Source organism: Pseudomonas sp. ASL7 (assembly GCF_056680375.1).
In genome coordinates this window covers 4063856-4076887 of record NZ_CM155279.1, presented here as the reverse complement: position 1 = coordinate 4076887, position 13032 = coordinate 4063856, and the positions used below count along the sequence as shown (strand labels likewise).

The window sequence follows — 13032 nt, the reverse complement described above, 5'->3', positions numbered from 1 at the left end:
ATGCTGCGGCCTCTGGTCTGGTGGCTGATGTGTTTGATCCCTGCGCTCGCGACAGCGCAGGACGAGCCCCTGCGGCTGGGCTTCAAAGGTGAACTGATTTCCTTGAGCCGGACTCAGGTGATCGCGCGCGAGCCGTTGCCTGCTGATTTGCAGACGCCGTTGGGCAGTGTGTGGAAGTTGTTTGTCTACGGCTGGCTGGTGGATACCGGCGCGCGCGAGCCTGCTTACGAGTGTCATGGGCAGTCAAAAGAAGAAGTTTATTGCTGCACGGCGGGTGGCAAGATTGAGCGCGATCAAGCGCTGGTGAAATCGTGCGGGTTGTATTTCGAGCCTCAGCGGTTGGGCATTGCTGAGGCTGATTGGCGTCAATATTGGCAGGCACGGCAGGCGCCGGAGTGGTTGCTGAACTTGCCGTCGTTGCAGCCTTCCACGCGAGTTCCCGTCGCTGAACTGCTTAAGGTCTTGACGGTAATGCCAGCGCAGGATCAGGCGCGACGGGTGTTGCTGGATGTGGTGTTGAACGCCGCTGACGGTAATGTTGTGGGCGAACTCGGTGGTCGGTTGCGGGTGAAAACCTGGAGCTGGTTGGGGGATCAGGATCCGTCTTCGCGCCAGGGCGGCTTCGCCGGTTGGACGGCGGATGGCATGCCGATCTGGGCCGGTGGGCGCGGGACCAGTCAAAGGGTTCTGCGCAATTACGGTGAGGCGTTGTCTTCTGTGTTGCCGGTTGATTGGCCGTCGGATGCGGGGCGTTGCGTCGAAGTCGGCCTGTTTTCGCACTATCCGATTGGGCGTGTGCTGTCCGGTGATCGCGCTGTAGAGTCCGGTCCCTTGCAAGGCGACTACCGCGTCGAATTCATCAGCGGTAACCAACTCGATATCCACAGCGATGGCGAGCTGTTTTTGCTCAAGGACAAGCTCGTCGCCCGCCTGGACCGCGAAGAATACGTCGCCCGCGTCCTGCAGCGAGAAGCCAAACCCCAGCCCGTCGAAGCCGCCAAAGCGCTGGCCATTGCCATCCGCACCTACCTGCTGCAAAACGCCACCCGCCACGGCGATTGTCTGAGCATCGACGACAGCAGCAGCCGGCAACGCGTCGCCCCACGTCCCGCCGCGTTTGAGTCCCGCCACATTGCGGCCTGGACCAGCGACCTCGTGTTGGCCGGCAGCACTGTCACCTACCACTCCGACCAGCCCGGCCCGGACAAGCTCTCCTGGCAGCAAGCCGTCGAACAAGCCAACGCTGGCCAACGCTACGACGCCATCCTGCTACACGCCTACCCCCGCGCCAGCCTCAGCCGCTGGGACAATCCCGTCGCCGCCTGCGAAGCACTGCCCGCCGCGCAAGACTGGCTGCAAAACCAACGTCGCGGCTGGCGCCAACGCCTCGAAAGCGAAGTCGGTTACAACGAAGTCAGCACCTTCGCCGTCTGTCGGCTCTCTTTCGGCCCCCCCTACGTCGACCGCGAACGCCAGCGCATCTACGTGCGCGGCGTGCTGTCGCTGCAAGACCGTCTCGACCTGACCCACGAATACCTGCACCTGGCCTTCGACGCACACCCCAACGGCCAGGATGAAACCTACATCGAAGGGCTCGCCCGCCACCTCTTGCTGGAATAGGCCATGAACGTCAGTTATCCACAGGTCTTCCTGTTCCTTTGCTCCCTTGGCGTGTTGCCGCCGCTTTTTGCGGCGGATAGCGCCGTCAAACTCGACACCCCCGTCGGGGGCTGGCGCACGGGTGCGATTGAGGGTGAAGGCGAGAATTTCCGTCAGACCGTCAACTACCCGGCCTCCTCAGTGAACACCCCGATGGGGCAAGCCAACACCGCGCGCATCACTGGCCAGATCAAAGCAACGCCCAAGTCCACTGACCCTGGCCGGTTAATCGTCAACGGCGTCAGCATGCCGCTGAAAATTGACCCGGCTGGCCGCTTTGATCGGCCGTACTCGTTTCCCAATGGCAGCAACAGCGTTGAAATTCGCCGCCCTGATGGCCAGCAAAGGCATCGCACCCAGTTCCTCAACGTCAGCGGCGGGGCCACCCCAGCCAAATTGCGGGTGTTGTTGTCATGGGACAGCGACAACACAGACCTGGACCTGCACCTGATCACCCCCGATGGCGCGCACATCTGGTACGGCGATCGAGTTGCCCCCAACGGTGCGGCGCTGGATGTTGATGTGACGACGGGTTACGGCCCGGAGATCTTCTCCATGCCGGCGCCGATCAAGGGGCAGTATCTGGTGTATGTGAATTACTTCGGCGGCGGGTATCGCAGTGATGAAGAGGGGCAGGAGGATGCCGTTCAGCCGTTGACGACAGCGCAGGTGACGGTGATTACGGAGGAAGGGACGCCGAACGAAAAGATCGAGACGCTCCTGGTGCCGATGAGGGCGGTGGGGGAGTTGACGTTGGTTAAGGGGTTTAGTTATCCGTGAGAGCCAATCGGGCAGCAGGCTGCTGCCCATTTGATTAACCGGAGTCATTAGCGGGATGCCTGCACATTGATGCTTTGGGGCTACAATTTTTATGAATTAAGCTTTATATGTGGCTCTTACGCTACAAAATGGGTTTCGCCGAAGCGATTGCTAACCTTGTGTCTCTGAGGCTACATTAATCGTCTTGCTGACGATTTTTGATGCTTGAGGGCTACAAATGACCACCCTGTTTGATGTGGCTGACATGCTGAAGCAAGCCCGACGCGAGGCTCACTTGAGCCAAGATGCCTTGGCCAGCCGCGCGGGTGTCTCACGTTCGACGGTGGCACGTATGGAAACCATGGCCAAAGGTGATATGAGTGTCTCGGCCTTAGTTCGCCTACTGGAGGCCGCCGGGTATGACTTGAAACTGGTGAGAGCCGGCCATGAGCGCACGGTTGAGGACATCCTCGCAGAACAGCGTTCCGGAGTTTCGGGCTCATGATCCTGGATGTTCACGTCAGCGGGAAAATGGTCGCCAAGCTCTACCGAGAGCGCGATGAGTACGTTTTGAAATATCTCCCCGGCACGGCGGTAACAGACTTCGTCAGTTTGGCGTTGCCTGTCCGTGAAGAACCGTGGCGCTGGCCTCGAGATCTTTTCCCGTTTTTTCGTCAGAACCTGCCCGAGGGATACTTGCTTGGGGTCATTCGCGAAGAGTTTGGTTCATTGCTTGACGGCACCGATTTATCGCTGCTCGCTGTGATCGGTGGCGCGGGGATTGGCCGGGTGACGGTGACACCTGAAGGCGTTATGCCGGGGGGCGAACTGGAACCACTTGAGATAGGCCAACTGCTGAGCGCTGAAAACACCACCGAACATTTTGCGACGCTGGTACGTCGTTACGCACGTGCCGCAGTCTCCGGTGTCGTTCCTAAGTTCATTGCAAACGATGTCGAACATGACGATTTACCTTTGGGAAAACCCACGCTGCGTACCGGTTTTCACATCATCAAAGGTTCGGACGAGACGACACCCTACCTGGGCTTCAACGAGTTTTACACCATGCAGGTGCTGGAGCGGCTACAGGTCGTACCGGTAGCCACCTGCCGGATGTCTGAAGATGGTCGCGTCTTGGTCGTAGATCGTTTTGACGTGGATGAAAACGGCGAGCCGCGCTGCGGGCTGGAAGATGCCTGCGGGCTGTTGGGTCTACCGCCCCACGAGAAATATGCAACCACCACCGAACGTGTGTGGAACGCCACGCGTCCTTACATTCCCGGCGACCGGCTGCGTGAGCAGCGTGAGCACTTCGGTTGGCACATATTGGCGAACTACGTGGTGCGTAACGCCGATTGTCACGCCAAAAACATCGCGCTCTATTACACCTCACGAGCTGACGTCGCGTTTACGCCGATCTATGACTTGGTGACCACTCAGGCTTACCCCCGTTTCGCTTCGAACCCGCCCGGTTTATCCGTTGGTGGTCGGCAGAGCTGGACGCCGGGGCGCACGCTTGAAGTCTTTTTTAACGGTGTTTTGGGAATTCCCCCACGTCAGTACGCCTCAATGGTCGAGCAACTGTGCGAGTCGGCCATCGCCGTGGGAAAGGAAGTGATTGAAGCGGCGAAGAATGAGCCCGCCTGGCGTGATGTGGCCAAACAGATGGTGCATGCCTGGAACCAAGGTATGGAAACATTACGTAGTCCAAGAGCGGCCCCGCATTTTCGAGGATTGGATACCGCCATCACAGAAGCGGGTTTCTCAGAGCCGCGAGCGGCAGAAAGCAGTCGAGTGCAGATTGGCCGTTCCGAGTTGTTGGCACCGAGAAAGCGCAAGTAACCGGGTATCGGCTCAGTGATCTGTTAACTCGATTCTTGGCAAAGGGTTTTGTCCTGCAGAATATCCCTGCGCAATAATTCCGCCGTCTTCGGTGACTACAGCGATGAGTGCTTCATCCGCTTCGCTGAGTAATGCTGCTTGAACGGCAGCTTGCCGCGTTCGGCTCACCCCAACTCCCGATGCACTGCATCGGGCGTCTTGTATTTCAAAGCCAGGAGCGGTCGCTCCTGGTTGTAGATCGTGATCGCCTCTCGCACCATCTGCGCGGCTTGGGCCAGATCAGCAGCTCGATGGAGCAGGAGCTCTGTTTTCAAGATGCCATTGACCGTTCGGCCAGGGCATTCTGGAGGTCAACGAATAAACTTCTATAGGATGGGTTGTTTTGCCCAGGGTCTGTTGACGTTTGGTGGTGAGGCGAGCATTCCGTACTGAGAGCTGTCTCGTGGCGAGTTTGTGGCCAGCTTTAAGGGCGCGACTATTGAGCTGAGCAGCCTCTGGGAAAGTCGGGCGCGCGCTCCACCATGATCCACGACAGGCACCAGCTGGCACTGAGAACGTTACAGACTGACATTAGCGCTTTCGCGGAGCCTTTTTCAGATCAGAGCAATGGGATATGCTCAAAGGCTCCCGCGCCGCCGTGAGCCGGGGGTCAGTAGGAAAAGCCCGCCATGATTAACAGTAAGTTTTCGAAATTCGGTACCAGCATCTTTACTCGTATGTCTGAGATCGCCATTGAAACGGGGGCGCTCAATCTGGCCCAGGGGTTTCCGGATTTCGAAGGGCCGCAGGCCCTGCGTGATGCGGTCGGGCGACACATCGCTGCCGGTCACAATCAGTACGCACCGATGATCGGCTTGCAAGCACTGCGTGAGCAGGTCGCGGCCAAGATCGCACGGAGCTATGGCGTCAACGTCAACGTCGACACCGAGGTGACGATCACCCCAGGCGCGACCGAAGCGATTTTCGGCACTATTCAGGCAATGATTCGCGCTGGCGATGAAGTCATCGTCTTCGACCCTTGCTACGACAGCTACGAGCCATCGGTCGAACTGGCAGGGGGGCGTTGTGTGCATGTTCGATTAGGCTCGAGCGATTTCGCTATCGACTGGCAGAAGCTCGAAGAGGCGCTGAGCCCGCGCACCCGCATGATCATCCTCAATACCCCGCATAACCCCAGTGGCAGGCTGATTACCCGCGCCGAACTGGATCAGTTGGCGAAACTGATCGCCGGTCGTGATATTTACCTGATCAGCGACGAAGTCTACGAACATATGGTCTACGACGGCGTACAGCATGTCAGCGTGACCGCCCATGAAGAGCTCTATCAACGTGCTTTTGTGATTTCCTCTTTCGGCAAGACCTACCATGTCACTGGCTGGAAAACAGGTTATGTAGTGGCGCCTCCAGCGCTGACTGCCGAACTTCGCAAGGTCCACCAGTATGTAAGCTTTTGCGGCGTGACTCCATTGCAGTGGGCATTCGCGGATTTCATGGCGGACCATCCGGAGCATATCGAGGAATTGCCGGTTTTCTATCAGGCCAAACGCGACCTGTTCTGCGACCTACTGAAACCTTCACGTTTCAAATTCACCCGATCGTCCGGGACCTACTTCCAGCTGGTCGATTACTCTGAAATTCGCCCGGACCTCAATGACGTCGATATGTCGCTGTGGCTGGCCCGCGAGCATGGCGTGGCGAGCATTCCGATTTCCGTGTTCTACCAGCAGCCTGTCGCAGATCAGCGCCTGATTCGGTTGTGTTTCGCCAAGCGCGAGGAGACGTTACATCAGGCAGCGGAAAAACTCTGCGTGATCTGAACAGCTTGCCCAACCTGAATACGGCGCTTGGGGTGTGATCTGAAGGCAGAAACCCAATTCAGGCGCCGAGTACGCGGCAGGCTTCGGATGGAATGGTCACCGATACCGGGTTGCCGATGCTCAGGCCGATGCCTTGGGACGGCGTACTCAACGCCGTCAGCGACACCCCCGAGCACTCGACTGTGGTTTCGATGGTCGCGCCGATATCGCGCACGAACGTCACTTTGCCCAGCAGCCGATTACCTGCGGTCGCCTGCGGATGCGACAGTTGCAGGTCCTCGGGACGCACGAGCATCTTGAGCTTCTCGCCGACCACGATGCTGCTGCAAATCGGCACCTGAAGGGCATCACCACCTGGCAAACGGACTTTGCCATCGCCCAATGCGGTGGCCGGGAAAATGTTCCCCGAGCCGATAAAGTCGGCGACGAACTCGTTGGCCGGGTGCCGGTAAATCTCGATCGGCGTGCCCACTTGCTGCACCCGATGCTCACCCAGCACCACCACGATATCGGCCATGGTCATGGCTTCGCGCTGGTCGTGGGTCACCAAGATGGTGGTGATGTTCAAGCGCTGTTGCAGTTGGCGGATTTCCACCTGCATCGACTCACGCAGCTTGGCATCCAGTGCCGACAGCGGCTCATCCAGCAGCAGGATTTTCGGGTGATTGGCAATCGCCCGGGCAATCGCCACACGCTGACGTTGCCCGCCAGAGAGTTTCGCCACCGGGCGATCAATCATTTCCTGCAGCTGAATCAGTTCCAGCAACTCCACCACACGCGCCTGCTGATCAGCCTTGCTGACCCCGCGCAGTTTCAGCGGATACGCAATGTTCTCCCCCACCGTCATGTGTGGGAACAGTGCCAGCGATTGAAACACCATGCCGAAGTTGCGCAAGTGCGCCGGGGTGTGGCCAATGTCTACGCCGTCCAGGCGAATCTCGCCATCGGACAGGGTTTCAAGCCCTGCGATCATTCGCAGCAAGGTGGTTTTACCGCAGCCCGAAGGGCCAAGAAAACACACCAGTTTGCCCTCAGGCAGGTGCAGATTGACCTCCTTGACCGCGCAGGCCGTGCCGTAGCGTTTCTCGACGTTTTCAAGAATCAGACCAGTCATGTTGCACCTCAAAAATCAGAACGAAACGCCACCTTCACCAACCAGCTTCTCCAACGCCCAAATCAGGACGAAGTCGATCAGCACGATCAGCACGGCAAACGAGAATACAGTTGGGTCGAGCGAAGACACGGTGCGGCTGTACATCCAGATCGGCACGGTCATGACGTCGATGGTGTAGAGGAAGTAGGTCACGGTGAATTCGTTGAAAGAAACGATGAACGCCAGCAGCATGCCCGCCAGGATCCCCGACTTCATCAGCGGCACCACTACATCGACAATCGCCCGCGTCGGCGAAGCGCCGAGCATTTGCGCGGCCTCTTCGACTTCGCTACCGATGGAGAGCATCGCCGCGGTGCAGTTCTTCACCACGAAGGGCAACGCCAGAATCACGTGGGCAATCACCAGGCGCGAGGTGGTCATCTGGAACGGCAGGCTATCGAACACCAGCAGCAACGCCAGCCCCAGTACTACCATCGGAAACACCAACGGCAGCGACATCAGTTGCAGCGCCACGGCTTTGCCGCGGAACTCGCAACGGGTCAGCGCATAGGCCGCCGGCACCGCAATAATGGTCGCGAAAACCATGGTCAGGCACGCCACCATCAGGCTGGTGGTCATGGCTTTGCCCAGGCTCAGCACATCGCTGGAATCCGGCGACGCGAAGGTGTGCCAGGCGGCCTTGTACCATTGCAGGCTGTAGCTGCTCGGCGGGAAGTCGAGGTTCGACGAACCGCTGAACGACATCACGATCATGGTCAGGATCGGCAACACCGCCAACAGCAGGATGAAGCCCGACAACACACCGGCAAAATTGCCGGTTTCGCCCGGCAGCAGCGAGTGACGCTTTTTGATCAGGGTGCTCATTGGGAAGCCTCCAGCATGCGCCGACGACGGCCAGTAAAGTATTCAGAAAACGTCATGATCGCGAGGGTAGTGACAATCAGTACCACACCGGCAGCGGACGCGGCGGGCCAGTTCATCAGCGGCGCGATCTGGTCATGGACCATCACCGCCAGCATCGGCACGCGACGGCCACCGAGCAACAAAGGCACCACGAAGCTGCTGGCGTTGTAAGCAAATACCAATGTCGCACCGGTGATGATCCCCGGAAAACTCATCGGCAGAACTACCTGGCGGAACACCTGAAAGCGACTGGCGCCCAGGGTAGCGGCGGCTTCTTCGTAGCTACGGGCGACGCCGCGCATGGCGCTGGCAATCGGCAACACGGCCAACGGAAACGCGGTTTGCACCAGGCCCATCAAGACGCCGTTCTGGTTGTACAGCAGCATGATCGGTCGCGTGATCAGGCCCAGGCCCATCAGCGCCTGATTGAGCATCCCGCCCGGGCCGAGAATCACCAGCCAGCCGTAGCTTTGCAGCAACAGGTTGACCAACAACGGCAACAGCACCGCCGCGAGGAAGATCCGTCGCACGAACGGCGAGGTCAGACGCGACATGGTGTAGGCCACCGGGATCGCCAACAGGACGGCGATCACTGCGCTGATCAAGGCCAGGCGCAAGGTCAGCAGCAAGGATTTGAGGTAATACGGTTCCAGCAGTTGCGCGTAACTGGCCAGGCTGAACCCGGTCCATTCCGCGCCTTTGGTGCCCACGCTCATGCGCAATACCAGAAGGCTGGCGGCAATCAGCACACCGAGAAACAGCATCGATGGCGAAAGAAAAAACCAGGCGCGTGTCGTCGGCGATATGCCTCGGTTCTCCATAGCAATGGTCTCGTCAATGGAAGATCAAGTGCGGGGCGAGTGCTGGCAAGCCCTGCTCCCAAAGGAGTTACGCCCTTGCAGGAGCAAGGCTTGCCCGCGATAAGGTTCGAAGAACCTTCCCGTGATTCAGATCAGGAAGAAAAGATTTCTGTGTAACGACGAATCCATTGGTCATGCACGGTGGCCAGGAAGGCGTTGTCGTGCATGATCGCATGCTCTGCAATCTGCTCAGGTGTCAGGATGTACGGGCTCTTGCGTGCTTCGGCGGAGATGACCGCCTTGGAGTTGACCGGACCGTTGTAGATGTCTTCGGCCATCTTGCCCTGCACTACTGGGTCGAGCGTGTGGTTGATGAAGGCGTAGGCCAGGTCGGTATCGCCAGGATGGCTTTTCGGCATAACAGTCTGCATCAGGTCGGTGTAGAAACCCTCCTTCATGCCAAAGGTTGCACTCATACCGTAGGCGGGATCGCGGATCTGTTTCGGAAAGAACGCTGGAGCATAAAGGCCGCCCAGGTCCAGGGAGCCGGTGCGGAACAGTTCGGCGATCTGGTTCGGGTTTTCGCCCAGGGTCACGACGCGATCCTTGAGCTCAGCGAGTTTCTTGAAGCCAGGCTCGACGTTGTGCTCGTCACCACCAGCCAGTTTGGCGGCGATGATGATCAGGTCCATTGCTTCAGTCCAGTTCGGCGGCGGCAGGAAAAGGCGCGGCGCCGCCTCTGCATCCCACAGGGCAGCATAGGTGTCCGGGGGTTGTTTCACGGTGCGGGTGCTGTAGACCAAGCTGTTGCACCAGAGCAGATAACCGATACCGTGGCCATTGGCACCGGTTTTGTATTTATCCGGAACATCCACCAGGTTGGGAATGCGGTTGAGGTCAGGTTTTTCCAGCAGGCCGGCGGCGGCCAGGCCTTCAGCGCCAACACCTGCCAAGGTGATGACGTCGTACTGCGGACGATCACCACCGGCCTTGAGTTTGGCGACCATTTCCGAGGTACTGCCGGTGCGGTCCGCGATGACCTTGGCACCGGTTTTGGCTTCGAAGGTCGCGGCAATGTTGCGCAATACGGCAAGCCCGGTGTCGTCGGACCAGGTCAACAGCCGCAGGGTCTTACCCTCAAAGCGAGTATCACTTGCATTGGCGCGAATAAACGGCATGCTCATCGCGGCCGCCGCAACCGACGCGATACCTACGGTCTTGATGAATTGTCTTCTGTTCAGATCATGATCGCCCATGAAGGACTCCGTTTATTGTTGTAGGTATGAGGTAAATGCATCCCTTGGCCGTGGTATTCGATCTGCTGTAAGCCACCGGATTTCAACGAGTGTAGCAACGTCTGCAGATTCCTCCTGAGATCACGCAAGAAACGCAGCAACCGGGGAAAACTCACAGAGCGCCTGAATGGCTCTGTCCATCAGACAAGCGTTCGCTGGTGCTGGGTTAGGGAGCTGCTTAAAGAAAAGATCCAAACACTGAAAAAGCAACAGAAACTCAAGGAAATTGAGGTGCAGCTCCACGAAAGCCCAGACCGGCAGATCTCCCTTACAGACCCAGATGCACGCTCAATGGCTATGAGCGGTCGAGGCACAGAAACGGTTGACTACAACGTACAAACGGCAGTCGACGACAAACACCATCTGATCATTGCCCATGAGGTGACCAATGTTGGTAATGATCGCGGGCAACTGAGCAATATGGCGAACCAAGCGCGTGAAGAAATCGACGCTGAATCGCTAACGGTGGTAGCCGACCGAGGCGACTACAAAGGTCTGGAAATCCTTGCGTGCGAGCAAGCCGGCATCACTACCTTCGTACCGAAACCCTGAGTTCCGACAGCAAAGCCGAAGGCAGATTCGGCAAGCAGGATTTCATCTACGTTGCTGCATCGGAAGAGTATCGATGCCCTGCGAGACAGTTACTGCCCCGGCGGCATTCGTCGATGGAAGACGGCATGTTATTGCATTGTTACTACTTCTCGGGCTGCCAGTCCTGCGCAATGCAGAAACAGTGTACGACGGGTAAGGAGCTCCGGGTGGGTAAGCACCGAGATGCCTTCATGTGCTCGCCTACAATCTCAAACGAATGATGAGCATCTTCGGCATAGCAGGAAGCTATCGGGTAGATTTTAGGATGGGACAGGTTTATTTCGGACAATTAAAAAGCCGGCTTGTGGCCGGCTTCTCGGGGACTGGCTTGGTTCATTTTTGGTAAACCGCGCCAGCCTTCAAAACGTACACCCGGATCTTGCGTCCGGCTGTGGGACTTGGCGAGAAAATCATCTGCCTTGTCGGTGCGATCGGAGCCGCGGGGCGGGTCGATGCGCAAAATATGGGGCGCATCATACTGATTTTTTGAGGGAATTCCCAGCTTGGTGTGCGGGGGAGAGCGATTGCGGTGATGTGTAGCAGCTGGCGAAGCCTGCGTCCGGCTGTGTGTAGGAGCGAGCTTGCTCGCGAAGATGGAACATCCGACACATTTTCTGTGGCTGAACGACCATCGCGAGCAAGCTCGCTCCTACACACAGCCGGACGCAGGCTTCGCCAGCTGCTACAAGGGGGCGTGTGTTACAGGAAGGGGACGGGTGGTCGGCGTTTGTTGAGGGTTGACCACCAGAACACCCAGCCCAATACCCTGATGTTCTGCTCTTCGATTTGCGGCGCCCGGAATATCTCGTCCGGGTACTCGGCGCGGTTATGGCTGCGCAATCGCAGTGCATTTCCGGGCATCCGGTGCAGGTATTTGATCCGTAGCATGCCGTCATGCTCGATCGCGTAAATTTCCCCGTCGACAATCTGCGTCAGGCCGCGGTCGATGGCCACGGTTGAGCCGTCTTCGATTTTCTCGCCCATGCTGTTGCCGATCATGTAGGCGCAGATGGCGTCTGCATGGTTGATTTCCAGGGAGTCCAGGTGGCTGCGGGGCAGGCGAATGGGTTGGCTGGTGTCTTCGATGACGTGGGTTTTGGTCGAGCCTGGGGCGGTGGCGGCTTCTTTGTAGAAGGTCAGTTCAACGTCGGTGGGTTCTATGACCGTGTAGATGCCGCGAATGGCCTGGGCGTCGAAGGTGTTGCCGGATTCATCGAGCAGGCGCAGGTGTTTGGCGTCTTTCGGGCCTTCGGCGGTTTTCAGCCAGTCGCTGTTCACGGACAGTTTTCGGGCAACTTCTTCCATGCAGTGAGCGGGCACACCGCGGGTGTACCAGTTGTGGACATTTTGCGGCGCCGTGTCCAGGAACTCGGCGAATCCTGTCGTCGTAATGTTCGCCGCTTTGAGGAGGGCTTTAAACCGTGGACCGCTAGTGTTCTTTTTCATAAACACGAGTCTACGGGCGCAGGGCGGGGCTTTGAATAAACAAGCCGTTCAAAATTCGAGGGAATTTTAAGACTGGATGTAAGACCTGTTTGGCGAATTTTAAACAAGAAAAAACGATTGTGGCCGGAAGGTAAACATACCGTTTAAAAGTCGCTTTATAGGCGTCCACAAAAAACCCCGGATCAACCGGGGTTTTTTTCAAGCCGTCAGTGGCGCAAGGCCAATGGCGTCTCAGCCTTTATAGGCAGCAACCGACTTGGTGATCGCGTCGCGGGCGGCGTCTGCACCGGCCCAGCCTTCGATCTTCACCCATTTGCCTTTTTCGAGGTCTTTGTAGTTCGCGAAGAAGTGCTCGATCTGCTGAATCAGCAGCGGTGGCAGGTCGGTGTATTCCTTCACGTCGACGTACAGCTGGGACAGCTTGTCGTGTGGAACAGCGATGACTTTGGCATCGCCGCCGCCGTCGTCGGTCATGTTCAGGATGCCGACCGGACGTGCGCGAATGACCGAGCCAGGAGCAACCGGGTAAGGGGTCACGACCAGCACGTCGAGGGGGTCGCCGTCGTCAGCCAGGGTGTTCGGGATGTAACCGTAGTTGGCCGGGTAGAACATCGGGGTGGCCATGAAACGGTCAACGAACAGGCAATCGCTGTCTTTGTCGATTTCGTATTTGATCGGCGCGTGGTTGGCCGGAATCTCGATCGCGACGTAGATGTCGTTCGGCAGGTCTTTGCCAGCCGGAATCTTGCTGTAGCTCATTGGGCGGTGCCCCCGTTAGTTGACCAAAAACACTTGGCCGGATTGAC

11 protein-coding genes and 2 pseudogenes are annotated in these 13032 nt (G+C 58.0%); 6 read left to right on the top strand and 7 right to left on the bottom strand.

Annotated elements, in window-relative coordinates:
* From AC1MDT_RS18855 to AC1MDT_RS18840, 4 genes are all read left to right on the top strand, one after another.
* The gene (locus AC1MDT_RS18855; protein WP_480418469.1) at positions 1-1620 is read left to right on the top strand and encodes a DUF2300 domain-containing protein; all 1620 of its coding nucleotides are present in this window, start codon (positions 1-3) and stop codon (positions 1618-1620) included.
* 3 nt (positions 1621-1623) lie between these two features.
* A complete protein-coding gene (locus AC1MDT_RS18850) occupies positions 1624-2439 on the top strand; it encodes a YfaP family protein (RefSeq protein ID WP_480418468.1) in 816 nt (271 codons plus the stop codon).
* Between the two features lie 217 nt (positions 2440-2656).
* Entirely contained in the window at positions 2657-2923 is a 267-nt protein-coding gene (locus tag AC1MDT_RS18845) for a helix-turn-helix domain-containing protein (protein WP_480418467.1), read from the top strand.
* Positions 2920-4260, top strand: a complete 1341-nt coding sequence (locus AC1MDT_RS18840) for a type II toxin-antitoxin system HipA family toxin (RefSeq protein WP_480418466.1) — start codon at positions 2920-2922, stop codon at positions 4258-4260. Before AC1MDT_RS18845 ends, AC1MDT_RS18840 begins: the two co-directional genes overlap by 4 nt.
* 164 nt (positions 4261-4424) lie before the next feature.
* On the opposite strand, the pseudogene AC1MDT_RS18835 reads toward AC1MDT_RS18840, so the two are convergent.
* Positions 4425-4606 (bottom strand): annotated as a pseudogene (locus tag AC1MDT_RS18835) (integrase core domain-containing protein); the annotation flags it as partial.
* A gap of 322 nt (positions 4607-4928) precedes the next feature.
* Here AC1MDT_RS18835 and AC1MDT_RS18830 point away from each other — a divergent pair.
* Positions 4929-6077 (top strand): pyridoxal phosphate-dependent aminotransferase, encoded by a 1149-nt coding sequence (locus AC1MDT_RS18830; RefSeq protein WP_480418465.1) that lies wholly within the window; start codon positions 4929-4931, stop codon positions 6075-6077.
* A 58-nt stretch (positions 6078-6135) separates the two neighbouring features.
* On the opposite strand, the gene AC1MDT_RS18825 is transcribed toward AC1MDT_RS18830, so the two are convergent.
* The 4 genes from AC1MDT_RS18825 to AC1MDT_RS18810 all read right to left on the bottom strand — a co-directional run bounded on the left by AC1MDT_RS18825 (position 6136) and on the right by AC1MDT_RS18810 (position 10150).
* The gene (locus tag AC1MDT_RS18825; protein WP_480418464.1) at positions 6136-7191 is read right to left on the bottom strand and encodes an ABC transporter ATP-binding protein; all 1056 of its coding nucleotides are present in this window, start codon (positions 7189-7191) and stop codon (positions 6136-6138) included.
* A gap of 15 nt (positions 7192-7206) precedes the next feature.
* Positions 7207-8055: an ABC transporter permease gene (locus tag AC1MDT_RS18820; RefSeq protein WP_480418106.1), complete on the bottom strand. Its 849-nt coding sequence runs from the start codon at positions 8053-8055 to the stop codon at positions 7207-7209.
* The gene (locus tag AC1MDT_RS18815) at positions 8052-8915 is read right to left on the bottom strand and encodes an ABC transporter permease (protein ID WP_480418463.1); all 864 of its coding nucleotides are present in this window, start codon (positions 8913-8915) and stop codon (positions 8052-8054) included. The genes AC1MDT_RS18820 and AC1MDT_RS18815 overlap by 4 nt, the downstream gene beginning before the upstream one ends.
* Positions 8916-9046: 131 nt before the next feature.
* A complete protein-coding gene (locus AC1MDT_RS18810) occupies positions 9047-10150 on the bottom strand; it encodes an extracellular solute-binding protein (RefSeq protein ID WP_480418462.1) in 1104 nt (367 codons plus the stop codon).
* A gap of 210 nt (positions 10151-10360) precedes the next feature.
* On the opposite strand from AC1MDT_RS18810, the pseudogene AC1MDT_RS18805 reads away from it, so the two are divergent.
* A pseudogene (locus AC1MDT_RS18805) lies at positions 10361-10950 on the top strand (transposase); the annotation flags it as partial.
* Between the two features lie 529 nt (positions 10951-11479).
* Here the strand turns inward: AC1MDT_RS18805 and AC1MDT_RS18800 are convergent.
* Together AC1MDT_RS18800 and ppa are read right to left on the bottom strand one after the other, a co-directional pair.
* Complete coding sequence (locus AC1MDT_RS18800) at positions 11480-12226, bottom strand: S24 family peptidase (protein ID WP_480418461.1); 747 nt, start codon at positions 12224-12226, stop codon at positions 11480-11482.
* Positions 12227-12457: 231 nt separating this feature from the next.
* Positions 12458-12985, bottom strand: a complete 528-nt coding sequence (gene ppa, locus AC1MDT_RS18795; RefSeq protein ID WP_008052339.1) for an inorganic diphosphatase — start codon at positions 12983-12985, stop codon at positions 12458-12460.
* Between the last annotated feature and the right edge of the window lie 47 nt (positions 12986-13032).

Excerpts from the sequence above, each read along its gene's own strand:
- AC1MDT_RS18855 (WP_480418469.1), top strand. The coding sequence starts at position 1 with ATGCTGCGGCCTCTGGTCTGGTGGCTGATGTGTTTGATCCCTGCGCTC.
- AC1MDT_RS18850 (WP_480418468.1), top strand. The coding sequence starts at position 1,624 with ATGAACGTCAGTTATCCACAGGTCTTCCTGTTCCTTTGCTCCCTTGGC.
- AC1MDT_RS18845 (WP_480418467.1), top strand. The coding sequence starts at position 2,657 with ATGACCACCCTGTTTGATGTGGCTGACATGCTGAAGCAAGCCCGACGC.
- AC1MDT_RS18840 (WP_480418466.1), top strand. The coding sequence starts at position 2,920 with ATGATCCTGGATGTTCACGTCAGCGGGAAAATGGTCGCCAAGCTCTAC.
- AC1MDT_RS18830 (WP_480418465.1), top strand. The coding sequence starts at position 4,929 with ATGATTAACAGTAAGTTTTCGAAATTCGGTACCAGCATCTTTACTCGT.
- AC1MDT_RS18825 (WP_480418464.1), bottom strand. The coding sequence starts at position 7,191 with ATGACTGGTCTGATTCTTGAAAACGTCGAGAAACGCTACGGCACGGCC.
- AC1MDT_RS18820 (WP_480418106.1), bottom strand. The coding sequence starts at position 8,055 with ATGAGCACCCTGATCAAAAAGCGTCACTCGCTGCTGCCGGGCGAAACC.
- AC1MDT_RS18815 (WP_480418463.1), bottom strand. The coding sequence starts at position 8,915 with ATGGAGAACCGAGGCATATCGCCGACGACACGCGCCTGGTTTTTTCTT.
- AC1MDT_RS18810 (WP_480418462.1), bottom strand. The coding sequence starts at position 10,150 with ATGGGCGATCATGATCTGAACAGAAGACAATTCATCAAGACCGTAGGT.
- AC1MDT_RS18800 (WP_480418461.1), bottom strand. The coding sequence starts at position 12,226 with ATGAAAAAGAACACTAGCGGTCCACGGTTTAAAGCCCTCCTCAAAGCG.
- ppa (WP_008052339.1), bottom strand. The coding sequence starts at position 12,985 with ATGAGCTACAGCAAGATTCCGGCTGGCAAAGACCTGCCGAACGACATC.